This is a genomic window from Pseudomonas silesiensis (assembly GCF_001661075.1).
GTDB lineage: Bacteria > Pseudomonadota > Gammaproteobacteria > Pseudomonadales > Pseudomonadaceae > Aquipseudomonas > Aquipseudomonas silesiensis.
In genome coordinates this window covers 3,402,677-3,425,033 of record NZ_CP014870.1, presented here as the reverse complement: position 1 = coordinate 3,425,033, position 22,357 = coordinate 3,402,677, and the positions used below count along the sequence as shown (strand labels likewise).

Sequence of the window (22,357 nt, the reverse complement as noted above, 5' to 3'; positions counted from 1 at the left end):
GTCACTTCGGATAAAGCGGCGGCAACCCGCTGTCGCCCACCGGGTCATGCACCCGATCGGCAATCGGGATCGCCTTGATTGCCCGCCACAGGTCCTCGCCTTGCCAATACTGGCCGGTTTCGCTGTAGAGCGCGCCGTTGAGCCCGTCGAGGGCGTTAGACAGTGGTACGAAGCGAGCGGCCATGTCGGCCAGGGTTTCCGGTTGTTGTCGGGCCCAGGCGTCGAGGGCCTGGCGAGTGGCGTGGGGGGAGTTGGCCTGACAGGCACGCTTGAGTTCGTCGAGCACCGAGCGCGGGCTCGGGCCGGTCTGCGCGGATCGCAGGATCGCCGGTTGCCAGCGGGCGCGCCACCAGAGACCGAAGCCCAGGAGGGTGGTGCAGGCCAGGATCAGGGTGCTGAGTTTCCAGCGCCAGAGGGTTTCGCCGGTGACGGCGGAAATGGCGGTGGGTGCGCCGGCAGCCGTGTCGACCATCAGGCTCGGATTGTTCGCCACCTGCAGGGTCTGGGCCGGCAGGCTGCTGTGTTCCAGGTGATCCTCGAACGTGTTCCACCAGGTCACTTCCACCCCGGGCAGCTCGATGGCTCCACTGCGGGTCGGCACCAGGGCCTCGCGGTCTTCGCGACTGCCGATCAGGCCGCGCTCGCTGTTCTGGTTGGCCAGCACCGGTTGATCCGGGTAGCGCCGCAAGCCGTTGACATCGGTGGCGGGCAACGGCGGCAATTGCGAACTGGCCAGGCCCTCGGCCTTCACGGTCAGGCGGCGGGTCAGGGAATCGCCCACCTGCGCGTTGTCCGGTTGCGGGTTCCAGCTTTCGCTCAGGCTCAGGCTTCGAGCCGGCAACCAGGGCACATCGGCCGGGTAAGCGCTCGGTTTGGCCTTCACAGTGAGCATGATCTCGGAGGAGCTGACGCGCATCAGCTTGCCGGATTTCGGTACCTGGGAAGTGGCATCCACCAGGGCGGCATTGAAGATCTGCGCCGGAATGATCAATTCACCGCTTTGTTGCGGGTAAATCGCGTAGCGCATTTCGATCACGCCGTGGCGCAGGCCGTTGATGTCTTTCTCATAGGTGCGCGACTCGCCCAGTTGCTCGATGCGTGCATCGGCGATCTGCAAGGGCGGCAGGCTGCTGTCGTCGTACAGCGATACCGAATGGTAGATCCGCAGGGTCAGAATCGCCTGGGCTTGTACGTACACGCTGTTTTGATCGAGGCTGGCGTCGATGAACACCGGGGCCCGTTGGTGGCTGCTGTCCCGGGTGTCGCTCTGGATCACTTGCAGGGTGATCGGCTGGCTCTGCGCCTCACCCAGTTGCAGCGACGCAATCTCCACGCTGCCGGTCTGCCGCGGCAGCAGGGTGATGATCCATCGGGTGGTGGCACCGTTGTCGCCGTTAAGCGTGTTCAACTGGTTGACCTGACGGGTGCCGCGTACTTCGAACAGTGGTTCCAGCGGCGTCAGGTCAGGCTTGCCGAACTGCGTCACGTCAGTGGTTTCCAGGGTCAGTTCGACCGTCTCGCCGGAATTCAGGCGACTGCGATCCACACTGGCGACCAACTCCGCAGCCTGCGCCTGAGCGGTGCAGAGCAACAAGGCGGGCAACAGGGCGAACCTGGAGAGGGTGAAGCGGGTCATCGAGTTTTTCCCTGATCCTGATGTTGTTGCTGTTCGTACCAGAATTTGCGCCTGAGCAATTCGCCCGGGTCATCCGGGATCTTGCGCAACCATTGCTCCAACGCCTGACGCTGTTCGCCGTCGATGCTGGCAGTGGCGGGGCGCAGGGGCGGCCTGGTGTGTTGCTCATCCCCCAGCTCACTGCCGGGGACTTCGTTGGTACCTGATTTCGGCGGCGTTGCCGACGGCTTCCCGGTGTCCGCCGTAGCCTGTTGGGCGTCGGTTTGCGGGGCGCCGTCGCCCGATGGTTGAGTGGCCGCGCCGGGCGGTGGTTCTTGTGGGCTGGACTGGTGTTCGTCGGCCGGGTTTTGCTCCGGTTTAACAGGCGGCGGGGTGTTTTTCTGCTTGATCAGATTTTCCACCAAGGCTTTGTTCGTCAACGCCGGGCGTAAATCCGGCTGACGTTCCAACGCCTGCTCGTAAGCGTCCAGCGCTGCTTCCAGCTCACCGCTCCTGGCCAGGGCATTGCCACGATTGTAGTGGGCGTGGGCGTCGTTGCCTGCGGCGAACCGCTGAGCGGCGCCACTGTAGTCGCCGGCCTCATACAGCGCCACACCCTGCCATTGCAGGTCGGTGAAATGCTCTGCGGCCACGGCCGGGCGCTTCTGGTTGAGCAATCGCATACCCTGCTGATCCGGCCGCAGCCACAGGTCTTCGAAGTCGAAGGCGTAGCCGGGTTGCGGCAGCAGCAACAGCAGCGGCAAGCAGAACAGCCAGCCGCGGCGACCGGCGCAGGCCGCCAGCAGCAACAGCGGCAACAATAGCCAGTAACCCTGATCGGCCCAGCTGTCGAGGCGCACGGTCTGGCCGTCATTGATCAGGGTGCGCGGGCTGTCGAGCAGGCCTAACGCACGCAGATCGGCATCGTCCAGGCGCGCGTGGCGATAGCGCCCGTCCAGCGCACTGGCGAAGGCTTTCAGGCCGGGCTCGTCCAGATGCGGCACCAGGATCGCGCCCTGATCGTCCTTGAGGAAACTGCCGTCCTCCTGCGTGATCGGCGCTCCTTCGGCGGTGCCGATGCCGAGCATCAGGAACTGTGTCGATTTGCCATCGAGCGCCTGAAGGATCCCTTGACGTTCCTGTTCGGTCAGGGTCGAACCGATGAGCAGGATCCGGCCATTGCCCAGGGCGCCCTGATTCAGCAGGGCGAGGGCCTTGACCACCGCCAGATCGGCGCGATGGCCGGCCAGGGGCATCAGCGACGGCTTGAGCGCCTCCAGCAGATTGCGGCTGGTGGACAGGTCATCCGACAGCGGCACCAAGGTGTGGGCGCTGCCGGCGTAGACAACAATGGCTGTCTGGGCATCGCTGCGGCTTTGCAGCAGGTCGAACAGCTTGCGCCGCGCCTGTTCCAGGCGGTTCGGCGTCACGTCGGTGGCGAGCATTTCCGGGGTCAGTTCCAGGATCACCACCAGCGGATCGGCCGGCTTCTGACTGGCTTGCTCGACACGTTCCCAACCCGGTCCCAGCAGCGCCAGTACGGTCAGTACCCACGCCACGCCCAAGGCGACCCAGGGCAGTTTGCTGTCACGACCGCCGCCACCACTGAGCAAGGCCGCATGAAAGGCCGGCGGCAGAATCATCTGCCAGCGTCCGGCACGTTTCTGCCGGTGCCAGAGTTGCCACAGCAGCCAGCCGAGCAGCGGCAACAGCAGCAGCCACCAGGGGCGGAACCAGAAGGGCCAGAGCGCACTCATCGGCGTCTCCGCAGACGCAGGCGGTTGAGCCGCCGGCGCCAGTCGGGCAGTTGCGATTGCAAGAACAGATCCTTGGTAAACAGGCGCTGCAAGGGGTTGTCGGGCCACAGCTCGCGCACCACCAGCAGCATGCTCAGCAGCAACGCCACTGCCAGCGGCCAGTGATACAAGGCCTGGGCCGGGCGCGCCTGGGTGGGTTGTTGTGTCACCGACTCGAGTGTGTCGAGCGTGTCCTTGATCGCCTGCAGCTCCTGGCCATCACGGGCGCGGAAGTACTGCCCGCCTGTGGCTTCGGCGATGGCTTTCAAGGACGGCTCGTCGAGGTCCAGGCTCGGGTTGATCCCGAGAAAACCGAGGGTGCCACTGTCCTCCGGAACGGCACCGATGCCGATGGTATAGATTTTCACCCCTTCGGTGGCCGCTAGCCGCGCCGCCGTCAGCGGGTCGATTTCGCCGCCGTTATTGGCGCCGTCGGTGACCAGAATCAGTACGCGACTTTGCGCCGGGCGCATGCGCAGCCGCTTCAGGGCCAGGCCAATGGCATCGCCGATCGCGGTGTTCTTGCCGGCGATGCCGATTCGCGCTTCGTCGAGCCAGACCCTCACGGTGCGCCGGTCAAAGGTCAGCGGTGCCTGCACGTAGGCCTGGCTGCCAAACAGGATCAGACCGACCCGGTCGCCTTCGCGACGTTCGAGGAAGTCGCCGAGCAGATGCTGGACTAATACGAGACGGCTGACCTCATCGTTCTGCCAGCGCATGTCGGGGAAGTCCATGGAGCCGGACACATCCACCGCGACCAGCAGGTCGCGACCGCTGGCGGCAATCGGCAACGGCTCGCCGAGCCATTGCGGGCGCGCCGCGGCGATCAGCAACAACAACCACAGGAGAATGAACGGTGCTTGTTGGCGCCAGGCCGGCAGGTTGGCCCGGGCGCGGCGCCGGGCCAAGCCTTCGAGGTCGCTGAGGAAGCTGACCTTGAGCGCCGGCTCGCCACTGTCCGCCACCGGCAGCACCAGGCGCAACAGCCAGGGCAGCGGCAGCAGGGCGAACATCAACGGCCAGGCGAATTCAAACATGCTTGCGAATCCAGGTATCGATGGCTTGAGTCAAGCCGGCGATGGCCTTGTCGTCGAGCTTGCATTCCGGTTTGTAAGCGCCTTCAACCAGCACCATCCAACGGGTCAACCCCGCAGCCGGGCAGCGGTTGTCGAGAAAAGCCAGCCATTTGCGCCCGTTCAGGGTGTGGCTCTGGCTGTAGGGGTAGTGGTTGCGGCACAGGCGCTTGAGCAACCCGTTGAGCTGCTGCAGCCAGGCACCGGCCGGCGCGCCGTCGTAGGGTTTGGGCATCTGTGCGAGCTCGGCCAGGGCCGCGATGCGTACCGGGTCCAGCGGTTGTTCGGCGCGCACGATGGGACGCTTGTCGGGAAGCAAGCGTCGCAACTGCCAGAGGCCGAAACCGAACGCCGGCAGTAAAAGCAGCAATAACCACCAGCCCGGCGCCGGTGGCCAGAATTCGATCGGTGGCGGCGAAATCAGCGGTTGCAGTTGCTCGAGGCTGCTCATCGGCTTTTCCCCGGACGTTCTGGGTTCAAGTATTCACGCAGTTGTTCGACCATCTCGCTCTGGGTGCTTAACGGCATCAGCAAAACCCGCAGTTTCTGTGCCAGCAATTCCCAGCGCGCGACGCGTGCCTCGGCCTGGGCGCGGTAGGTCTGGCGCAGCTCGTAGTTGAGGGTGTCGAGTTCCAGTTGCGCCCCCCGTTCCGCGAAGCGCAATAGTCCGGCGGCGGGCAGGGCATGATCAAGCGGATCGGACACCGGCAGCAACAACAGGTCGCAATGACGCGACAACAGACTCAGCTGCTGTTCGGCGCCCTCGGTGAGGGCACGCTCGTCGCAGATCACGATCACCAGGCTGCCAGGGCGCAGGACTTCCCGGGCGCGGCGCAGGGCAATGTTGAACGCGTCGCGGTCCGGCTCGGTTTCGGTGTGCAACGACTGATTGACCCGCACCAGGCGGTTGAGCAACTGCAGCAGGCTTTGCTTGCTGCGCCGTGGCTTGATCTCGTAATGTTCGTTGTCGCCGAATACCAGGCCGCCGACCCGGTCGTTATGGCCCAGCGCCGCCCAACCAATCAGACTCGCGGCCTGGGCGGCGAGTACCGATTTGAACATCAGCCCCGAACCGAAAAACAGCCGGCAACTTTGCTCGACCATGATGAAAATCGGGCGCTCGCGTTCTTCGTGGAACAGTTTGGTGTGAGGTTCCTGAGTACGGGCGGTGACGCGCCAATCGATGCTGCGCACGTCGTCGCCGGCCTGATAGACCCGCACCTGGTCGAAATCGACCCCTCGGCCACGCAGTTTCGAATGGTGCAGGCCGATCAGCGGGCTGCGCTGGCTCGGCGTGGAGAACAGTTGCACTTCACGCACTCGATGGCGCATCTCGATCAGCTCGGCGAGGCTGACACGGATGCCCGGTTCGGACGGCAGGAGGGTGGTCATCGGGGTCAAGCGACGGCTACGACGTCGAGAATCCGCTGGACCACCCGGTCCTGGTCGATACCGGCGGCTTCGGCCTCAAAGGAAAGAATGATGCGGTGACGCAAGACGTCGAACAGCACGGCTTGAATGTCTTCGGGGCTGACGAAATCCCGTCCGGCCAGCCAGGCGTGGGCCCGGGCGCAACGGTCAAGGGCAATCGAGCCCCGAGGGCTGGCGCCATAGGCGATCCATTCAGCCATCTCCGGGTCGAACTTGGCCGGGGTGCGCGTGGCCATGACCAGTTGCACCAGGTATTCCTCCACGGCGTCGGCCATGTACAGGCCGAGAATCTCCTTGCGTGCGGCGAAAATCGCCTGCTGGCTGACCCGTCGCTCCGGCTTGGTTTCGCCGTTCAAGGCTTCGCCACGGGCCTGTTGCAGGATGCGGCGCTCGACCGCCGCGTCCGGAAAGCCGATTTTCACGTGCATCAGGAAACGGTCCAGCTGCGCTTCGGGTAGCGGATAGGTGCCTTCCTGCTCGATCGGGTTTTGCGTGGCCATCACCAGGAACAAGGGCGACAGATCATAGGTGCTGCGCCCGACACTGACCTGCCGCTCGCCCATGGCTTCGAGCAGTGCCGACTGGACCTTGGCCGGGGCACGGTTGATTTCGTCCGCCAGCACCAGGTTGTGGAAGATCGGCCCTTGCTGGAACACGAAACTGCCGGTCTCAGGGCGATAGATTTCCGTGCCGGTGATGTCGGCCGGCAACAGGTCGGGGGTGAACTGGATGCGATGGAACTGGGCTTCGATGCCTTCGGCGAGTTCTTTGATGGCCTTGGTCTTGGCCAGGCCCGGCGCGCCCTCGACCAGCATGTGGCCGTCGGCAAGCAAGGCGATGAGCAAGCGCTCGATGAGTTTTTCCTGGCCGAGAATCTGCGTTGAAAGAAAGGTTCGCAGCGCTAGCAGCGCTTCACGATGTTCCATCGATGACTGTTCCTGGAAAGGGTGACCGCAGACGTTCCGGTAACGCCAGGGCTGGGGGCGTTACTTTAAAGCATCGCGGGGGGTGGCGACTAACGGCATTTGCGCAAAGTGCGGGAATTGATGGGCGAAATCGTTGTAATTTTGCAGGGCGGGGGTAGGGTGGCGAACCGTAGGGCCCCTTCGCGAGCAGGCTCGCTCCCACAAGGGATCTCCAGCGGATACAAATATTGCACCCGTCACAATTCCACTGTGGGAGCGAGCCTGCTCGCGAATGCGTCGGCAAAGACGCCGAAAACTACAGCTCGCTGATATAGGTCCCGGTCCCCTTGAGAATGTTCTGCAAGGTTTCTTCCACCTCAGCCAGATCCCCCGCATCCGTGCCGTGAATGATCTCCAGCGAATCATCCCCATTCAACGCATCGGCATCCGCCGCCGCGATTTCGATCAGCAGGCGGGTAGGGCCGAGCGTGACTTTCACGCCGTCCAGGGTGGAAGGTTCGCCGTCGAGGGTGATTTCCAGCTCGTCTTCGTCCGGGTAGCGGGTCATCAGGAACATTTCACCCTGGTCACTGTGGCAGGCGAGCATGGCCATGTCGTCTTCCTCCTCATCACACGGGTTGACGATCAAGAGGGCGGTGGTCATTTGCATGGGAAAATCCTGGCTCGGCGAGCGTTGTGAATGCAACAAAAAAGCAATTCTGCCAGCCCCCGGGAATTTCTGCTCGGCTGAGTGTCAGAACATGTGTCGTGGACATCCAGAGTGTTACTGGTCATTTCTGGTACGCCGGTGCCGCAAAACCGGGCATATAACGCCCGGTTTCCTGTGCGCCTGCTAGTGTTGTTCGATGCATCGGTCACGCACTGCGTACCGATGACCGAATATGTCGCAGCACCGCAAGCACGGGCCTTGCCGCACTGGTTAAGCTGCGCATCGAATGGATACCTGTAAAGACATTGTGCATTTGACCGCAGAGTCGTTTTTGCAGATGCCCATTCATGGAAGGTGAATGTGACCTGAGTGTCTCGTCCAGCTTCACCCACCTGTCATCCTGTTTCCTCTGCCCGAGAATCAGGAACAGGGTGACGGATCGCCCCGAAAGGGGTTTTGCACGCGACGCTTCCATCAATAACAAGCCCAAGCGGAGTACCACAGATGGCGTTCTTCACCGCAGCCAGCAAAGCCGACTTCCAGCACCAACTGCAAGCGGCACTGGCGCAGCACATCAGTGAACAGGCACTGCCACAAGTGGCGCTGTTCGCTGAACAATTCTTCGGCATCATTTCCCTGGACGAGCTGACCCAGCGTCGGTTGTCCGACCTCGCCGGCTGCACCCTTTCCGCGTGGCGCCTGCTTGAGCGCTTCGATCACGCGCACCCGCAAGTGCGCGTCTACAACCCCGATTACGAACGCCACGGCTGGCAGTCGACCCACACCGCGGTCGAAGTGCTGCACCACGACCTGCCGTTCCTGGTCGACTCGGTGCGTACCGAGCTGAACCGCCGCGGCTACAGCATCCATACCTTGCAAACCACTGTGCTGAGCGTGCGTCGCGGCAGCAAGGGCGAGTTGCTGGAAATCCTGCCGAAGGGCACCCAGGGCGAAGGGATCCTGCAAGAATCCCTGATGTACCTGGAAATCGACCGCTGCGCCAATTCGGCCGAGCTCAATGTCCTGAGCAAAGAGCTGGAACAGGTGCTTGGCGAAGTGCGCGTCGCGGTCGCCGATTTCGAGCCGATGAAGGCCAAGGTCCAGGAAATCCTCACCGGCCTGGACAACAGCCGGTTCGCTGTCGACCCTGAAGAAAAAGCCGAAATCAAAAGCTTCCTGGAATGGCTGGTGGGCAACCACTTCACCTTCCTTGGCTATGAAGAGTTCGTGGTCCGCGATGAAGCCGACGGCGGCCACATCGTCTATGACCAGGATTCCTTCCTCGGCCTGACCAAGCTGCTGCGCACCGGCCTGACCTACGAAGACCTGCGCATCGAAGACTACGCCGTGAACTACCTGCGCGAACCGGCCCTGCTGTCGTTCGCCAAGGCCGCGCACCCGAGCCGCGTGCACCGCCCGGCTTACCCGGACTATGTGTCGATCCGTGAAATCGATGCCGACGGCAAGGTCATCAAGGAATGCCGTTTCATGGGCCTGTACACCTCGGCGGTGTATGGCGAGAGCGTTCGGGTCATCCCGTACATCCGCCGCAAGGTCGAGGAAATCGAACGTCGCTCCGGCTTCCAGGCCAAGGCCCACCTGGGCAAGGAACTCGCGCAGGTGGTGGAAGTGCTGCCCCGCGACGATCTGTTCCAGACCCCGGTGGACGAGCTGTTCAGCACCGTGATGTCGATCGTGCAGATCCAGGAACGCAACAAGATCCGCGTCTTCCTGCGCAAAGACCCGTACGGTCGTTTCTGCTACTGCCTGGCCTACGTGCCGCGTGACATCTACTCCACCGAAGTGCGGCAGAAGATCCAGCAAGTGCTGATGGATCGCCTGAAAGCCTCGGATTGCGAGTTCTGGACCTTCTTCTCCGAATCGGTGCTGGCCCGTGTGCAGTTGATTCTGCGCGTCGATCCGAAGAACCGCCTGGACATCGACCCGGTCCAGCTGGAAAAGGAAGTGGTGCAAGCCTGCCGCAGCTGGCAGGACGACTACGCCACGCTGGTCATCGAAAGCTTCGGCGAAGCCCACGGCACCAATGTGCTGGCCGACTTCCCGAAAGGCTTCCCGGCCGGTTATCGCGAGCGTTTCGCCGCCCACTCGGCGGTGGTCGACATGCAGCACCTGCTGAGCCTGAGCGAAAAAAATCCGCTGGTGATGAGCTTCTATCAGCCACTGGCCCAGGTGTCCGGTCAACGCATGCTGCACTGCAAGCTGTATCACGCCGATACACCGCTGGCGCTGTCGGACGTGTTGCCGATCCTGGAAAACCTCGGCCTGCGCGTGCTGGGCGAGTTCCCGTATCGCCTGCGTCACAACAATGGCCGCGAGTTCTGGATCCATGACTTCGCATTCACCGCCGCCGAAGGCCTGGAACTCGACATCCAGCAGCTCAACGACACCCTGCAGGACGCGTTCGTCCACATCGTGCGCGGGGATGCCGAGAACGATGCGTTCAACCGCCTGGTACTGACCGCCGGCCTGCCGTGGCGCGACGTGGCGCTGCTGCGCGCCTACGCCCGCTACATGAAGCAGATCCGCTTGGGCTTTGACCTGGGCTACATTGCCAGCACCCTGACCAACCACACCGACATCGCTCGCGAGTTGACCCGGTTGTTCAAGACCCGTTTCTACCTGGCGCGCAAGCTCACCAGCGACGACCTGGAAGACAAGCAGCAACGCCTGGAACACGCGATCCTGAGCGCTCTGGACGACGTCCAGGTACTGAACGAAGACCGCATCCTGCGTCGCTACCTGGACCTGATCAAGGCCACCCTGCGCACCAACTTCTACCAGACCGATGCCCGGGGCCAGAACAAGTCGTACTTCAGCTTCAAATTCAACCCGCACTCGATCCCTGAGCTGCCGAAGCCGGTTCCGAAGTTCGAAATTTTCGTTTACTCGCCACGCGTCGAAGGCGTGCACCTGCGCTTCGGCAACGTCGCTCGCGGTGGCCTGCGCTGGTCCGACCGTGAAGAAGACTACCGCACCGAAGTGCTGGGCCTGGTAAAAGCCCAGCAAGTGAAAAACTCGGTCATCGTGCCGGTGGGTGCCAAGGGCGGCTTCCTGCCGCGGCGCCTGCCATTGGGCGGCAGCCGTGACGAAATCGCGGCCGAGGGCATCGCCTGCTACCGCATCTTCATTTCGGGCCTGCTGGACATCACCGACAACCTGAAGGACGGCGCGTTGGTGCCGCCAGCCAACGTCGTGCGTCATGACGACGATGACCCGTACCTGGTCGTCGCCGCAGACAAAGGCACTGCGACTTTCTCCGACATCGCCAACGGCATCGCCATCGACTACGGCTTCTGGCTGGGCGATGCCTTTGCATCCGGCGGTTCGGCCGGTTACGACCACAAGAAAATGGGCATCACCGCCAAGGGCGCGTGGGTCGGCGTACAACGCCACTTCCGTGAGCGCGGCATCAATGTCCAGGAAGACAGCATCACCGTAGTGGGTGTCGGCGACATGGCCGGTGACGTGTTCGGTAACGGCTTGCTGATGTCCGACAAGCTGCAACTGGTCGCCGCGTTCAACCACCTGCACATTTTCATCGACCCGAACCCGGAGCCGGCCAACAGCTTCGCCGAGCGTCAGCGCCTGTTCGACCTGCCGCGTTCGGCCTGGTCGGATTACGACACCAGCATCATGTCCGAAGGTGGCGGGATCTTCTCCCGTAGCGCGAAAAGCATCGCGATTTCCCCGCAGATGAAAGAACGCTTCGACATCCAGGCCGACAAGCTGACCCCGACCGAGCTGCTAAATGCCTTGCTCAAGGCACCGGTGGACCTGTTGTGGAACGGTGGCATCGGCACCTACGTCAAGGCCAGCAGCGAAAGCCACGCCGATGTCGGCGACAAGGCCAACGACGCACTGCGCGTGAACGGCAACGAACTGCGCTGCAAAGTGGTGGGCGAGGGCGGTAACCTGGGCATGACCCAACTGGGTCGCGTCGAGTTCGGTCTCAATGGCGGCGGTTCCAACACCGACTTCATCGACAACGCCGGTGGCGTGGACTGCTCCGACCACGAAGTGAACATCAAGATCCTGCTCAACGAAGTCGTGCATGCCGGTGACATGACCGAGAAGCAACGTAACCAGTTGCTCGGCAGCATGACCGATGAAGTCGGCAACCTGGTGCTTGGCAACAACTACAAGCAGACTCAGGCCCTGTCCCTGGCGGCCCGTCGTGCCTACGTGCGGATTGCCGAATACAAGCGCCTGATGAACGATCTGGAAAGCCGCGGCAAGCTGGATCGCGCCATCGAGTTCCTGCCGTCTGAAGAAGCCATCAGCGAGCGTATCGCCGAAGGCCACGGCCTGACCCGTGCCGAACTGTCGGTGCTGATCTCCTACAGCAAGATCGACCTCAAGGAAGCGCTGCTCAATTCCCTGGTGCCGGACGACGACTACCTGACGCGCGACATGGAAACCGCTTTCCCGCCAAGCCTGGTGAGCAAGTTCTCCGCCGCCATGCGCCGTCACCGCCTGAAGCGTGAAATCGTCAGCACCCAGATCGCCAACGATCTGGTGAACCACATGGGCATCACCTTCGTGCAGCGACTCAAGGAGTCGACCGGCATGAGCCCGGCGAACGTGGCCGGTGCCTATGTGATCGTGCGTGACATCTTCCACCTCCCGCACTGGTTCCGTCAGATTGAAGCCCTGGATTATCAGGTCTCCGCCGACGTACAACTGGAGCTGATGGATGAGTTGATGCGCCTGGGCCGTCGCGCTACTCGCTGGTTCCTGCGCAGCCGTCGCAACGAGCAGAACGCTGCCCGTGACGTCGCGCACTTCGGTCCACATCTGGCAGCCTTGGGCCTCAAGCTCGACGAACTGCTGGAAGGTCCGACCCGGGTCGGCTGGCAGACCCGCTATCAGGCTTACGTCGCCGCTGGCGTGCCTGAGTTGCTGGCGCGCATGGTTGCAGGCACCACTCACCTGTACACCTTGCTGCCGATCATCGAAGCGTCCGACGTGACGGGCCAGAACGCCGCCGACGTCGCCAAGGCGTACTTCGCCGTGGGCAGTGCGCTGGACATCACCTGGTACCTGCAACAGATCAGCGCGCTGCCGGTTGAAAACAACTGGCAGGCCCTGGCCCGTGAAGCGTTCCGTGATGACGTCGACTGGCAACAACGTGCGATCACCATCTCGGTCCTGCAACAGGGCGATGGCTCCCAGGACGTGGAAACACGCCTGGAGCTGTGGATGGAGCAGCACGAAGGCATGGTCGAGCGCTGGCGCGCCATGTTGGTGGAACTGCGTGCCGCCAGCGGCACGGACTACGCCATGTACGCGGTGGCCAACCGCGAACTGCTGGACCTGGCGTTGAGCGGTCAAGCGGTAGTGCCTGCCGCTGCTCCGGCCAGCAAGGTGCTGGAACCGGCTGCCTGATCAGGCGTTGAATGAAAAAGCCCCGCATTGAGAGATGCGGGGTTTTTTTTCATCTAAAGGTTTTTTGGGTGTCTGGGCGGGCCTCTTCGCGGGCAAGCCTCGCTCCTACAAGGTTAGTGTCGATCACAATATATGAATACGACAAAAAACCCGTAGGAGCGAGGCTTGCCCGCGATGGGGCCATTTGCCTCAATACAACTTCCGGCCCGTTTGATTATCGATCATCGACACTTTATCTGCCGGACTGGTCAATAAATTACTGAGCGACTGGTCAAACTTCTGCAATGCCCGCACTTGTACATTCTGTTGTTCGTTAATGTCCGCAACAATCTCCTCGCTGCGTTTATAGTCCGCCCACAACGGACTAAGCGCCTTGGCATCATGCCCTTGTGCAGTGCCGATGTAATTGAAGTTCGAATCATAGAATATCGCACGCACATCCGCCTCGATGTCGGAACTGCGCGACGTCATCAACTGGCTGCGAGTATCGACAACGGCGACAACATCCGGTTTCGCCGCCCTGAGGCTTTGCAGGTCCGGATACACTGTCACCGAGCCGAACTGACGTTGCAGGGACGCCTTGACCCAGTCCACGGCCAGGTCCGGTTTTGAGGTGGCCACATAGGCATCGTGAATGGACTGCACCAGCAGACTCTGACCAAAACCAGTACCGGCGTTGGCCTGGTAGTGCTGAAGGTAGGCGCGGTTGGCCTGGGTATTGTGACTGTAGACAAGGCCCAGGGACACGTTGTGGCCGCTGGCGACACTCGTGGCACTGCTGCGGCCGACCGGTTCGGTGAACAGACTGTCGAGGGGAGAAACGGCTTTCGGTGCAGTGGGAACCGAACAGCCCGTTAGAAGAATCGTCATCGTCAAGGTGCTGGCAAGCGCAAGTTTCATGGTGTTTCTCCAGTGAAACAACTTGAGTTGGAATGCTTTAGATGCCGTAGTGGACGGCGGTGATTCCAGACTAAACCTGTCGCAGCTCATTGTAAGAGCCCATAGTTGAACCTGGCCGGTGATCACTAGTTTTTGTTTGGTTTAAAAAGTGCTGGCTAATTGCTTCGGGACATAAACAGGCGCCAGCTCGTCATGGCTGCCTGTTTATTTATGGCTGATGTCACAGCTATCAGTTTTCCAAAGGGATCAACACTTTCTCTTCCGGCGCCAGCACCATGAATACCAACAACTTGGCAGGCTGGGTCGCGCTGGCATTTTTCGACACCAAATGTTCCGATCCAGCCGCCTCGTACCAATATTCGCCAGTCTTGTAGGTCCTCTCCTTTTCACCCTTCACCTGGGAAGTGACGGCACCGGAAAGAACGTAGGCCATGGCCGTGCCCTCGTGCTTGTGAGCGATCGACGATTGGCCGGGCTTGTAGTCGACTTCGATCATCAAGGCTTTTTTACCCGGTACGTTTTTCAGCATCTGGTCCTGCAACACCGTGACTTTTTCCGAGGGGGCGACGGTTTCATGGGCGAATGCAGCGGCTGAAACAGTCAGGGCCAGAACGGCGAGGGAGGCAGCACAGAAACGCAAGGCTTTCATGGTTTATTACCTGTGGTCGTGAGTTGTCAGGGACCACAGTAGTTCGCCAGCCGAGGTAATCAAACAGCCAATTTTCGCGAAGGAGAGGGGACCAATCAGGCCCGTCGAACAGCAAAAGATCGCAGCCTCCGGCCGCTCCTGCAGGGGTACCCATTGCCCTGTAGCAGTGGCCGAAAGCCGCGATCTAACTGGTTAAACGATAGGGAAACTATTGAAGTCGACGGCGTTGGCCAGTCGGCTGTCGATCAGACCGATAAAGCCTTGTACTTCAGGGCGGTTGAAATGCATCTGCATGGCGGCTTCCGATTGCCAGCGGGCGCTGACCGTCCAGCGGGTGTCATCCTCGGGGCAGCGGTCGACCATATAGGCGTCGCAGCCGGGTAATTCGCGCAGGGTTTCGACAATCTTTTGCAGTTGCCTGCCGAGTTCTTCCGAGCGGCCGGCCGCGGCCTGCACCTTCACGGTATTGATCACTTCGTTGGACATTACTCATACTCCTGAATCAGGCCGGACGCATCCTGCGCACTGAGAGATCACGCCCATTCAGGATAGGCCTGGCCCCTCGGACCACCAATAGCCAATCGCCGGATAAAAACCCAGACCAATCCGTCAGGCGACCTGCTGCAAAATGTCCCGGACACGGTCCAGGGCGATGTCGATGTCCAGGGTTTCGATGGCGCCAAAACCCAGGAAAAACCCGGCCTGTGGCGCTTGCTGGTAGAAAAAGCTGTCGATGGCGTAAAGGCCGACTTCGACCTTTTTGGCGAGTGTAATCACTAATGGAATATCGATAGGCACTTTGCACATAACCACCATGTGGAAGCCGGCCGTGGTCGGCACGGCCTCAAGCCAGGGCGCAAGGTCGCCGGCCATGCGCGCGAGGATTCGTTCACGGCGCCCGGCATAAATCGTATGGCAGCGCCGGATGTGCTTGAGCAGGCAGCCTTCGGCGATGAACTTGGCCAGCGCCCATTGGGGCAGGGTGGAGGTGTGCAGATCGGTAAGTTGCTTGGCGCGAATCACCGCTTCAAGAATGGCCGGCGGCAGAATCGCATAACCCAACCGCAACTCCGGCAACAGGGTTTTGGAGAAGGTGCCGACATAAGCGACGATCCCGCGCTCATCCATGCTTTGCAAGGAGTCGGTGGGACGGCCTTCGTAGCGGAATTCGCTGTCGTAATCGTCCTCGATGATGATCGCGCCCAAGGCGTAGGCCCGTTCCAGCAGCGCCAGCCGACGCGCCTGGCTCATGGGCATGCCCAGGGGGAACTGGTGGGACGGGGTGACGTAAATCAGCCGGGTGCCATCGGGAATCATGTCGACCTGCAGGCCCTCGGCATCCACCGGCACCCCGATCACACGGGCCCCGTGGCTGCCGAACAGCAAGCGCGCTGGCGGGTATCCGGGGTCTTCCATGGCCACCAGGCTGCCCGGGCTCGTCAGTACCCGGGAAATCAGGTCCAGCGCCTGTTGCGCACCGTTGCACACCACCACGTCTTCATCCTGGCAGTTGACCCCGCGAGAAAACGCGATATGCCGCGCAATCGCATTGCGCAGCGCCGGCAAGCCCTCGGGCATGCTGTATAGACCTTTGGATCCGGCGATCTGGCGCAAGGCGTGCGAGGTGCAGCGCCGCCAGTCGTCCTGTGGGAACTGCCCCTTGCTGGTGGCGCCACCGATGAAGTCGTAGCGCAACGAGCCTTCCAGGGTCGGATGGCGCAAAAACACCGGCAGGCTGCGCCAGGTCTCGATCACATCAAAGCTGGCCAGTTCCGAATGGCTCTGTTTACGGGTGATTTTTGCGGCCCGGGCGTTGACATAGGTACCTTTGCCGATCACCCCGGTGAGGAAGTTTTCGTAGGTCAGCTGGGCGTAGGTGTCGGAAATGGTCTTGCGTGAAATACCCAGCTGCTGCGCCAATAACCTGCTGGGCGGCAGCTGCGTCCCGGCGGCCAGGCGGCCGGATTCGATGGCGCTGCGCAACTGCTGGTACAACTGGCCTGCCAGGTCCTTGCGGCCGTTGATGACAACATGAAGTTCCATACCGGCGAGGCTCCTGCAGCGGTTGAGGCGCGTGTGCGTCGCGCCAGATTACCCGCATGAACGGCCGCGCAGAAGTTGCGTGGGCGAAAAACCTCCGATTGGTCTGGTGCCCGAGTGGTCCACGGGTATTTCGCTTGATTGGCTCTGTAATGCCTGCGCATCGGCGCCTACCTTAAAGCGTATCTTCCAATCCCTGAGGCCTGCCATGAACCCCCGCCTGGATTACTACAGCGCTTCGCCCAAGGCGATGAAAGCGATGATTGCCATGGAGGCCTTGACCAGCAATCTCAGCATTGAGCCGGCCTTGCTGCATCTGATCAAGATCCGCGCCTCGCAGCTCAATGGCTGCGCCTTCTGCACTGACATGCACTCGGTGGATGCCCGGCGCCTGGGCGAGACGGATCGCCGGTTGTACTCGATCGTGGTCTGGCGCGACAGCGGCTTCTTCAACGCCCGTGAACGCGCGGCACTGGCCTGGACCGAGGCGGTGACCCTGCTCTCCGAAAGCCATGTGCCCGACGATGTCTATGCCCAGGCGCGGGAGCAGTTCAGCGAAAGCGAAATGGTTGACCTGACGATCGCCGTCACAACTATCAACAGCTGGAATCGCTTGGCGGTGAGCTTTCGCCAAACCCCTGGCGACTGAGGCCATTGTCACACCAGGTTCATGAAAGATGGCCAGGATGGGAGGCCTCTGACAAGCGGATCGACAAGGAGTCAACGATGCCACTTATGGAAACCTCGGGCCGTCAACAGATGGCCGATTACCGCGCGCCTGTAGCACAAACCACACCCTGGCGTACGCTGGCGACGGGGCTCGATCCAGAGCTCGCGCAGGCGTTCAGGGTCATTGCCCGGTGCGGCTGCTTCATGCAGGCGGCCCGTAGCCTCAACATCAAGGCGACACTGCTGCGTAAACAACTGGCGCAACTTGAAGCGCAACTGCAGTGTTCGCTGTTCAGCCATAGCGACAAGGGTCTTGCCCTCAGCCGTGACGGTTTGCAACTGCAGGCGCAGTTGATCGCCCTGGCCCATGAACGCGACTTGCCGGTGATCGAACAGCCGTTGATTCGCCTGGCCGTCAGCGAAACCATCCTGCACGACATTCTCGGCCGCGACCTGGTCTCGCTGTTGCGGCGCAACGCCAGTGTGCGCCTGGACATCATCTCCCTGGACAGCGAATTGTCCCTGCAAGCCATCACTGCCGACGTGGTGGTCTGGCTGGCCGGCACCGATTCGCCGTTGCCTGGTCCGAGTTTTGCCACCAGCGAACCCCGGAGACTGGCGCGGCTCGATTACCTGCCGCACATCGCCAAGCGCTATTCGCGGGTCGCGGCGCGGCCGGACTGCCTCGATGATCTGGCCGATTTCATGCTGGTGCAGTGGCAACATGATTGTCAGATCGAGAGTTTTCGGGCATGGAACAGCGTGGTGGACCAGCGTCTGGCGGGGGTGGTGCAGTTGCATTCCTATGAACTGATGCTGGAGATGATCCGCTGCAGCGCGTGCATTGGTCTGCTGCCGCACTACATGAGCCGGTTTGACCGCGCATTGGTGGCATTGCCGGGATTGTTCGGGCACCCGATGCAGCGCCACGTGTGGATGGCGGTCAATGCCGATTCCCGGGACGAGGCCGGGGTGCAGATGATCGTCGAGTTGATCCGTAACACCTTCGACGAGCGGCGGGAGTGGTTCGAAGGCTGAGAATGCGTTGCTCGCCAGCCCCGGCCAGTACCGCTCACGCTTTTAGTCGTACGTCGGCAGCGCGCATCTGCCATGCTCAAAGTCCGCAGCACTGCTTCAACCAAAGGAACACCGCAATGGACGACGTACAGCAACTGGGTGAGATGCTTCGCCACTACGCAGAAAGCGAAGCGCACAAGAAACAACTGTTTGAGTCGCAATCGGCCGTGTGGAAGATGCGCATTGGTGAGCTGTTCGATCAGATTCAGCTGTGGCTGGAACCGGTCAAGACACCAACCCTGCTGGAAGTGAGCCGCGAGGCCTACGTTGCATCGGGGCCGAGCGTCCCGGTCGAGGTCTCGACCTTCAAGACCGAAAAGCTGAGCATCGTGATTGCCGGCAAACCGGTGGAGTTCGTGCCGGATGTGATGGGGGCCGGTGGCCAGATATCCCTGGCAGTGATGGGCTTGACCGCCGCGCGATATGGCAGCATTTCGCTGGTGTGCCTGCCGCCGTCGAGCAGCTGGCAGTGGCGCAAGACTAACGGCCTGAAAGACCCGGACACCTTTGCCTTCGATGCAAACTTCCTGGCGCAACAGTTGCAGAGCCTGATCCCCCGCGATCGCGGCTGATCCGAAGGCCCCATCGCTGGCAAGCTGAACTCCTGTAGGAGCGAGCTTGCTCCGGGCGGCGTTCCGACGAAAAATCCGAGAACGACGCGGCGTTTCAGATTTGCCGCGTCATCGTTGACGCCTCGGCTTGGGCGAGTCCATCCAATTACAGGAGTTGGCCTTCAGGTCAACCACCGATCACTTCAACGCCGGATCACCCATGTTCATCTTCTTCCAGCCCTGCAACAGCACCTGCGCCTTCGGCTCCTGCCCGCTTTCCAGGTAATACTGGATCAGCGCCAGCCGCGCGTTGCGATTCGCCGGCTGCTCTTTCAACAGTCTTTCCAGTTCCTGGCAGGCTTCATCGGCCTTGCCGCTGTCGTGCAGCGCCACTGCGAGGACGTAGCCATACTGGGCGTTCTGCGGCTCCAGTCGAGCGGCTTCACGCAGGGCGGGCATGGCCTGGTCCGTCTTGCCGCCACGGATCAGCGCCAAGCCCCGGGTATGTTGCAGCAGGGCGGCGTCCGGGTGTTCTTTCAGACGCTGTTGCAGCAGCGCCTGGGCTTCCTGACCACGCCCGCCGGCTTCCAGCCATTGCACCAGGGTCACCAGCGCCGGGTAGAAGTCCGGATCGCGCTCGAGGGCTGTGCGCAGTAGCGGTTCGACGTCGCCGCCGCGCCCGCTGGCCTGATAGAGCATGGCCAGGTTGAGGTTGGCCTCGGCGCGTTCGGCGAGGTTTTTTTGCACGTCTTCGTACTCGGCGATGGCCGCATTCCAGTTGGCCTGGGCGCTGCCCAAACCAGAGCGGGCCACGCTGAGCAAGTCCCGGGCCGCGGCGATGCGCACGGCCTTCACCGGATCCCCCAGCAATGGCGTCAGCAGGGGCGCACGCTCCGCCGGCGGCAGGAACGCACTGATCGCCCGCACGGCGCTTTCGCGCACTTGCGGCGCCGGGTCGCTCAAGTCCCTGGTCGCCAGTTTCAACGCCTGCTCGCTGGGGTAAAGCGGCAGTTCGGCGAGCAAGGTCGCCCGCTGAATCGCCGGCAGATCGCTGCGTTGCAATTGCTCGTACAAGGCGTCTGCCGCGCCAGGCCGGCCATTACGGATCAACCACAGGCTTTCGTCGTAACGCGCGGCCTGGATAGGGGTGGCGCTGTTCCAGAGCTTGAACTGTTCGGTGACCTTGTCGCCGGCCTTGCCCTGGTGGCAGGTCAGGCAGGCGTCGGGTGTGCCGAGTTTTTGCGCTCGCACAGGGTCGGGGATGCTGAAGCTGTGGTCATGGCGAAAGTCATTGCCCATGTAGAACTTGCCCGGCATGTGGCAATCCACGCACTGTGAACCGGGCTGGCCCACAGTGTGGCGAGTGTGGTCGATCGAATCGTAGTTCTTCGCCTGCAGGCCCTTGCCGTCGACGCCCGCCACCGAAGTGTTGCCGGCGCTGTTGTGGCATTGCAGGCAGACGCCGTTGCCCGGTGCCTTGAGTTGAGTGCTATGGGGGTTGTGGCAGTTGCTGCAGCGCACGCCCTTGTCGAACATTTTGCTCTGGGCGAAGGACCCGTGTTCAAACACTTCGTCCTTGATCTTGCCATCCAGGGCATACAACTCGCGGGTCAGGGTGCTCGGCAGGTAATCGTCCATCAAGCGCTTGCCAACGGTAAAGCCATCGCCCAAGGGGGCTCGGCGAGCGTGGCAGCGGGCACAGGTTTCGATCTCGACGGTGGCGTCCTTGTCCTTGAGATCGACGGCAAAACCGGCGTGGATCAGGTTGCCTTTGCTGGCGGTCCACGCCAGGTGACTGGACGCCGGGCCGTGACAGGCCTGGCAGCCGACACCGAGGCTGTTCCAGTGACTGTCGAAGGTGTTTTTGACCGGATCGAAATTGCGTTTGTAGCCGGTGGTGTGGCACTCGACACACATGAAATTGGCGTTCTGGCTCGGTTTACTCCAATGCAGCGGATTCTTGAAGTTCACACCCTGGCCCGGGTACAGATGAAACCAGCGGTGTTTTTCGCTATCCCAAGCCACACCCAGGGCTTGCAATCGACCTTCGCCGACCTCGATCAGGTACTGCTGCAACGGCGCGATGCCGAAGGTGTAGGCCACCTTGAAGTCGGCGTTCTTGCCATCGATGCCGGGGGTGTTGACCCAGAATTCGTGTTTGTTGCGCGAGAAGCGGGTGGTTTCGTTTTCGGCCTTGAAGGTGACGTTATTGAAGTCACCCAGCATCGTTTCCGCCGTGGCGGGCTGCATCGCCAATTGGTGATGGGAGCCTTGCCAATCCTTGACCTGCTCGCTGTGGCAGCCTTGGCACTGTTGCTCATCGACCATTGTCGCCGGTGCCGGTGCCGGTGCCTGGGCTACCGGTTGCGGCTTGGCCGGCGCGGCAGCGGGCGTACTGGCCGGGGCCATGGGGGCGGGTTGGCTGCTGAATAAAAACCAGCCGATGCCCAAGACGGCCACCAGCAATATACCGATGGTGACGGGAAACAGATAACGGGCGATCCGGGACGGTGCGGAATCAGTATTCGGTGCAGGCACTTTATTTTTATGTGTCGGCATTGCGACTTCCATGGTCCGGGTGCGTTTGCCGTCAGGCGCGCTGTACAGCTCGATGCAGCTTTGCCGGATGGGCGGCGTCTGTCAAATAATGGCAGTGATCAATGGCTGTAAGGCTGAATATTATGATTTTCACTGCAAAAGGCGCTGCATTGGCTATACATGTAAGACCCTTGTTCGTACCTTTGTCGAACCGCTTACAGGAGTTACAGCATGAAGCTTGCGTTAATGATGAGCACTCTGTGCATTGCCTCGATTTCAATGGTGGGCTGCTCCAGTAAAGTCGTGGAGCCGGATCAGTATTCGGGATTCCTCAAGGACTACAGCCAGCTCAAGGAAGCCGAGTCACCCTCGGGTGCTACCGTGATGCGCTGGGTCGATCCCAAGCTCGACATCAACAAGTACCGCAGTGTCTACATTGAGCCGACCCAGCTCTACCCCAAGCCCCAACCGACTGCAACGATCCCTCAGGGCACTCTGAACGGTATCACCAGCTATTACGATCAGGCGCTCAAGCGCGAAGTGGGTCGATCCCTGCCGCTGGCGGCTGGACCTGGGCCCGGTGTGATCGTCGTGCGTGCAGCGATTACCGCCGTCAGCAGCAAGACCGAGGGCCTGAAACCTTATGAAGTGATCCCGATTGCGCTTGTAGCAGCGGCGGTCAGCACGGCCAGCGGCATTCGCGATCAGGAAACCGACCTGGCCACGGAAGCGGTGTTCCTTGACGGCGGCAACAACAAGGTCCTGGCCCAAGTGGTGCGCAAGGGCACCGGCAAACCGCTGGAGAACAAGGAGCAGGTAATGAAGGCCGATGATGTGAAGGGTGTGATCGATGGTTGGGCTTCGGATTTGCACCAGGCGTTTCTGAAGCTCAAGTCCAAGTGATGTAGGGGGGGCTGACGGCCCCATCGCGGGCAAGTCGAATCGTCGCACCGCCGCTCCCACAGGGTTAGTGTCGTACCCAAGTGTTGTGAACGACACCAATCCCTGTGGGAGCCGAGCTTGCTCGCGATAGCGGT

General features: G+C 61.6%; 17 protein-coding genes. 5 read left to right on the top strand and 12 right to left on the bottom strand.

What is annotated here, in order from left to right; genetic code table 11:
- Nucleotide 1: 1 nt before the first annotated feature.
- The 7 genes from PMA3_RS15195 to PMA3_RS15165 all read right to left on the bottom strand — a co-directional run bounded on the left by PMA3_RS15195 (nucleotide 2) and on the right by PMA3_RS15165 (nucleotide 7,490).
- Nucleotides 2-1,636 (bottom strand): BatD family protein, encoded by a 1,635-nt coding sequence (locus tag PMA3_RS15195; RefSeq protein WP_064677929.1) that lies wholly within the window; start codon nucleotides 1,634-1,636, stop codon nucleotides 2-4.
- Complete coding sequence (locus PMA3_RS15190) at nucleotides 1,633-3,372, bottom strand: tetratricopeptide repeat protein (RefSeq protein ID WP_064677928.1); 1,740 nt, start codon at nucleotides 3,370-3,372, stop codon at nucleotides 1,633-1,635. Before PMA3_RS15190 ends, PMA3_RS15195 begins: the two co-directional genes overlap by 4 nt.
- Nucleotides 3,369-4,448, bottom strand: a complete 1,080-nt coding sequence (locus PMA3_RS15185) for a vWA domain-containing protein (protein ID WP_064677927.1) — start codon at nucleotides 4,446-4,448, stop codon at nucleotides 3,369-3,371. Before PMA3_RS15185 ends, PMA3_RS15190 begins: the two co-directional genes overlap by 4 nt.
- A complete protein-coding gene (locus PMA3_RS15180; protein WP_064677926.1) occupies nucleotides 4,441-4,935 on the bottom strand; it encodes a DUF4381 domain-containing protein in 495 nt (164 codons plus the stop codon). The genes PMA3_RS15185 and PMA3_RS15180 overlap by 8 nt, the downstream gene beginning before the upstream one ends.
- The gene (locus PMA3_RS15175; RefSeq protein ID WP_064677925.1) at nucleotides 4,932-5,876 is read right to left on the bottom strand and encodes a DUF58 domain-containing protein; all 945 of its coding nucleotides are present in this window, start codon (nucleotides 5,874-5,876) and stop codon (nucleotides 4,932-4,934) included. Before PMA3_RS15175 ends, PMA3_RS15180 begins: the two co-directional genes overlap by 4 nt.
- 5 nt (nucleotides 5,877-5,881) lie before the next feature.
- Nucleotides 5,882-6,841, bottom strand: coding sequence for an AAA family ATPase (locus tag PMA3_RS15170; RefSeq protein ID WP_064677924.1), 960 nt, complete (start codon nucleotides 6,839-6,841; stop codon nucleotides 5,882-5,884).
- Nucleotides 6,842-7,136: 295 nt separating this feature from the next.
- Nucleotides 7,137-7,490: a hypothetical protein gene (locus PMA3_RS15165; protein WP_064677923.1), complete on the bottom strand. Its 354-nt coding sequence runs from the start codon at nucleotides 7,488-7,490 to the stop codon at nucleotides 7,137-7,139.
- A gap of 504 nt (nucleotides 7,491-7,994) precedes the next feature.
- Here PMA3_RS15165 and PMA3_RS15160 point away from each other — a divergent pair.
- A complete protein-coding gene (locus PMA3_RS15160) occupies nucleotides 7,995-12,896 on the top strand; it encodes an NAD-glutamate dehydrogenase (RefSeq protein ID WP_064677922.1) in 4,902 nt (1,633 codons plus the stop codon).
- 189 nt (nucleotides 12,897-13,085) lie between these two features.
- On the opposite strand, the gene PMA3_RS15155 is transcribed toward PMA3_RS15160, so the two are convergent.
- The 4 genes from PMA3_RS15155 to pdxR all read right to left on the bottom strand — a co-directional run bounded on the left by PMA3_RS15155 (nucleotide 13,086) and on the right by pdxR (nucleotide 16,488).
- Nucleotides 13,086-13,796, bottom strand: coding sequence for a hypothetical protein (locus PMA3_RS15155; RefSeq protein ID WP_064677921.1), 711 nt, complete (start codon nucleotides 13,794-13,796; stop codon nucleotides 13,086-13,088).
- A gap of 229 nt (nucleotides 13,797-14,025) precedes the next feature.
- A complete protein-coding gene (locus PMA3_RS15150) occupies nucleotides 14,026-14,445 on the bottom strand; it encodes a cupin domain-containing protein (RefSeq protein ID WP_064677920.1) in 420 nt (139 codons plus the stop codon).
- 192 nt (nucleotides 14,446-14,637) lie between these two features.
- A complete protein-coding gene (locus tag PMA3_RS15145) occupies nucleotides 14,638-14,931 on the bottom strand; it encodes a putative quinol monooxygenase (RefSeq protein ID WP_064677919.1) in 294 nt (97 codons plus the stop codon).
- 123 nt (nucleotides 14,932-15,054) lie between these two features.
- Complete coding sequence (gene pdxR / locus PMA3_RS15140; protein WP_064677918.1) at nucleotides 15,055-16,488, bottom strand: MocR-like pyridoxine biosynthesis transcription factor PdxR; 1,434 nt, start codon at nucleotides 16,486-16,488, stop codon at nucleotides 15,055-15,057.
- Between the two features lie 205 nt (nucleotides 16,489-16,693).
- Here pdxR and PMA3_RS15135 point away from each other — a divergent pair, with 205 nt between their 5' ends.
- The 3 genes from PMA3_RS15135 (at nucleotide 16,694) to PMA3_RS15125 (ending at nucleotide 18,803) form a co-directional block, all read left to right on the top strand.
- Nucleotides 16,694-17,134 carry a carboxymuconolactone decarboxylase family protein gene (locus tag PMA3_RS15135; RefSeq protein ID WP_064677917.1) on the top strand — a complete coding sequence of 147 codons (441 nt, stop codon included), beginning with the start codon at nucleotides 16,694-16,696 and terminating at the stop codon, nucleotides 17,132-17,134.
- Between the two features lie 77 nt (nucleotides 17,135-17,211).
- Nucleotides 17,212-18,192, top strand: a complete 981-nt coding sequence (locus PMA3_RS15130) for a LysR family transcriptional regulator (protein WP_064677916.1) — start codon at nucleotides 17,212-17,214, stop codon at nucleotides 18,190-18,192.
- 116 nt (nucleotides 18,193-18,308) lie between these two features.
- Nucleotides 18,309-18,803, top strand: a complete 495-nt coding sequence (locus PMA3_RS15125; RefSeq protein WP_064677915.1) for a hypothetical protein — start codon at nucleotides 18,309-18,311, stop codon at nucleotides 18,801-18,803.
- A gap of 177 nt (nucleotides 18,804-18,980) precedes the next feature.
- Here PMA3_RS15125 and PMA3_RS15120 read toward each other — a convergent pair whose 3' ends face one another.
- Nucleotides 18,981-21,341: a tetratricopeptide repeat protein gene (locus tag PMA3_RS15120; RefSeq protein ID WP_064677914.1), complete on the bottom strand. Its 2,361-nt coding sequence runs from the start codon at nucleotides 21,339-21,341 to the stop codon at nucleotides 18,981-18,983.
- A 210-nt stretch (nucleotides 21,342-21,551) separates the two neighbouring features.
- On the opposite strand from PMA3_RS15120, the gene PMA3_RS15115 reads away from it, so the two are divergent.
- Nucleotides 21,552-22,223, top strand: coding sequence for a DUF3313 domain-containing protein (locus PMA3_RS15115; protein WP_064677913.1), 672 nt, complete (start codon nucleotides 21,552-21,554; stop codon nucleotides 22,221-22,223).
- Nucleotides 22,224-22,357 lie beyond the last annotated feature (134 nt).

Coding starts and splice junctions, on each gene's coding strand:
- PMA3_RS15185 (WP_064677927.1), bottom strand. CDS start 4,448: ATGTTTGAATTCGCCTGGCCGTTGATGTTCGCCCTGCTGCCGCTGCCC.
- PMA3_RS15125 (WP_064677915.1), top strand. CDS start 18,309: ATGGACGACGTACAGCAACTGGGTGAGATGCTTCGCCACTACGCAGAA.
- PMA3_RS15180 (WP_064677926.1), bottom strand. CDS start 4,935: ATGAGCAGCCTCGAGCAACTGCAACCGCTGATTTCGCCGCCACCGATC.
- PMA3_RS15130 (WP_064677916.1), top strand. CDS start 17,212: ATGCCACTTATGGAAACCTCGGGCCGTCAACAGATGGCCGATTACCGC.
- PMA3_RS15135 (WP_064677917.1), top strand. CDS start 16,694: ATGAACCCCCGCCTGGATTACTACAGCGCTTCGCCCAAGGCGATGAAA.
- PMA3_RS15115 (WP_064677913.1), top strand. CDS start 21,552: ATGAAGCTTGCGTTAATGATGAGCACTCTGTGCATTGCCTCGATTTCA.
- PMA3_RS15120 (WP_064677914.1), bottom strand. CDS start 21,341: ATGCCGACACATAAAAATAAAGTGCCTGCACCGAATACTGATTCCGCA.
- PMA3_RS15170 (WP_064677924.1), bottom strand. CDS start 6,841: ATGGAACATCGTGAAGCGCTGCTAGCGCTGCGAACCTTTCTTTCAACG.
- PMA3_RS15165 (WP_064677923.1), bottom strand. CDS start 7,490: ATGCAAATGACCACCGCCCTCTTGATCGTCAACCCGTGTGATGAGGAG.
- PMA3_RS15145 (WP_064677919.1), bottom strand. CDS start 14,931: ATGTCCAACGAAGTGATCAATACCGTGAAGGTGCAGGCCGCGGCCGGC.
- PMA3_RS15150 (WP_064677920.1), bottom strand. CDS start 14,445: ATGAAAGCCTTGCGTTTCTGTGCTGCCTCCCTCGCCGTTCTGGCCCTG.
- PMA3_RS15160 (WP_064677922.1), top strand. CDS start 7,995: ATGGCGTTCTTCACCGCAGCCAGCAAAGCCGACTTCCAGCACCAACTG.
- pdxR (WP_064677918.1), bottom strand. CDS start 16,488: ATGGAACTTCATGTTGTCATCAACGGCCGCAAGGACCTGGCAGGCCAG.
- PMA3_RS15155 (WP_064677921.1), bottom strand. CDS start 13,796: ATGAAACTTGCGCTTGCCAGCACCTTGACGATGACGATTCTTCTAACG.
- PMA3_RS15175 (WP_064677925.1), bottom strand. CDS start 5,876: ATGACCACCCTCCTGCCGTCCGAACCGGGCATCCGTGTCAGCCTCGCC.
- PMA3_RS15195 (WP_064677929.1), bottom strand. CDS start 1,636: ATGACCCGCTTCACCCTCTCCAGGTTCGCCCTGTTGCCCGCCTTGTTG.
- PMA3_RS15190 (WP_064677928.1), bottom strand. CDS start 3,372: ATGAGTGCGCTCTGGCCCTTCTGGTTCCGCCCCTGGTGGCTGCTGCTG.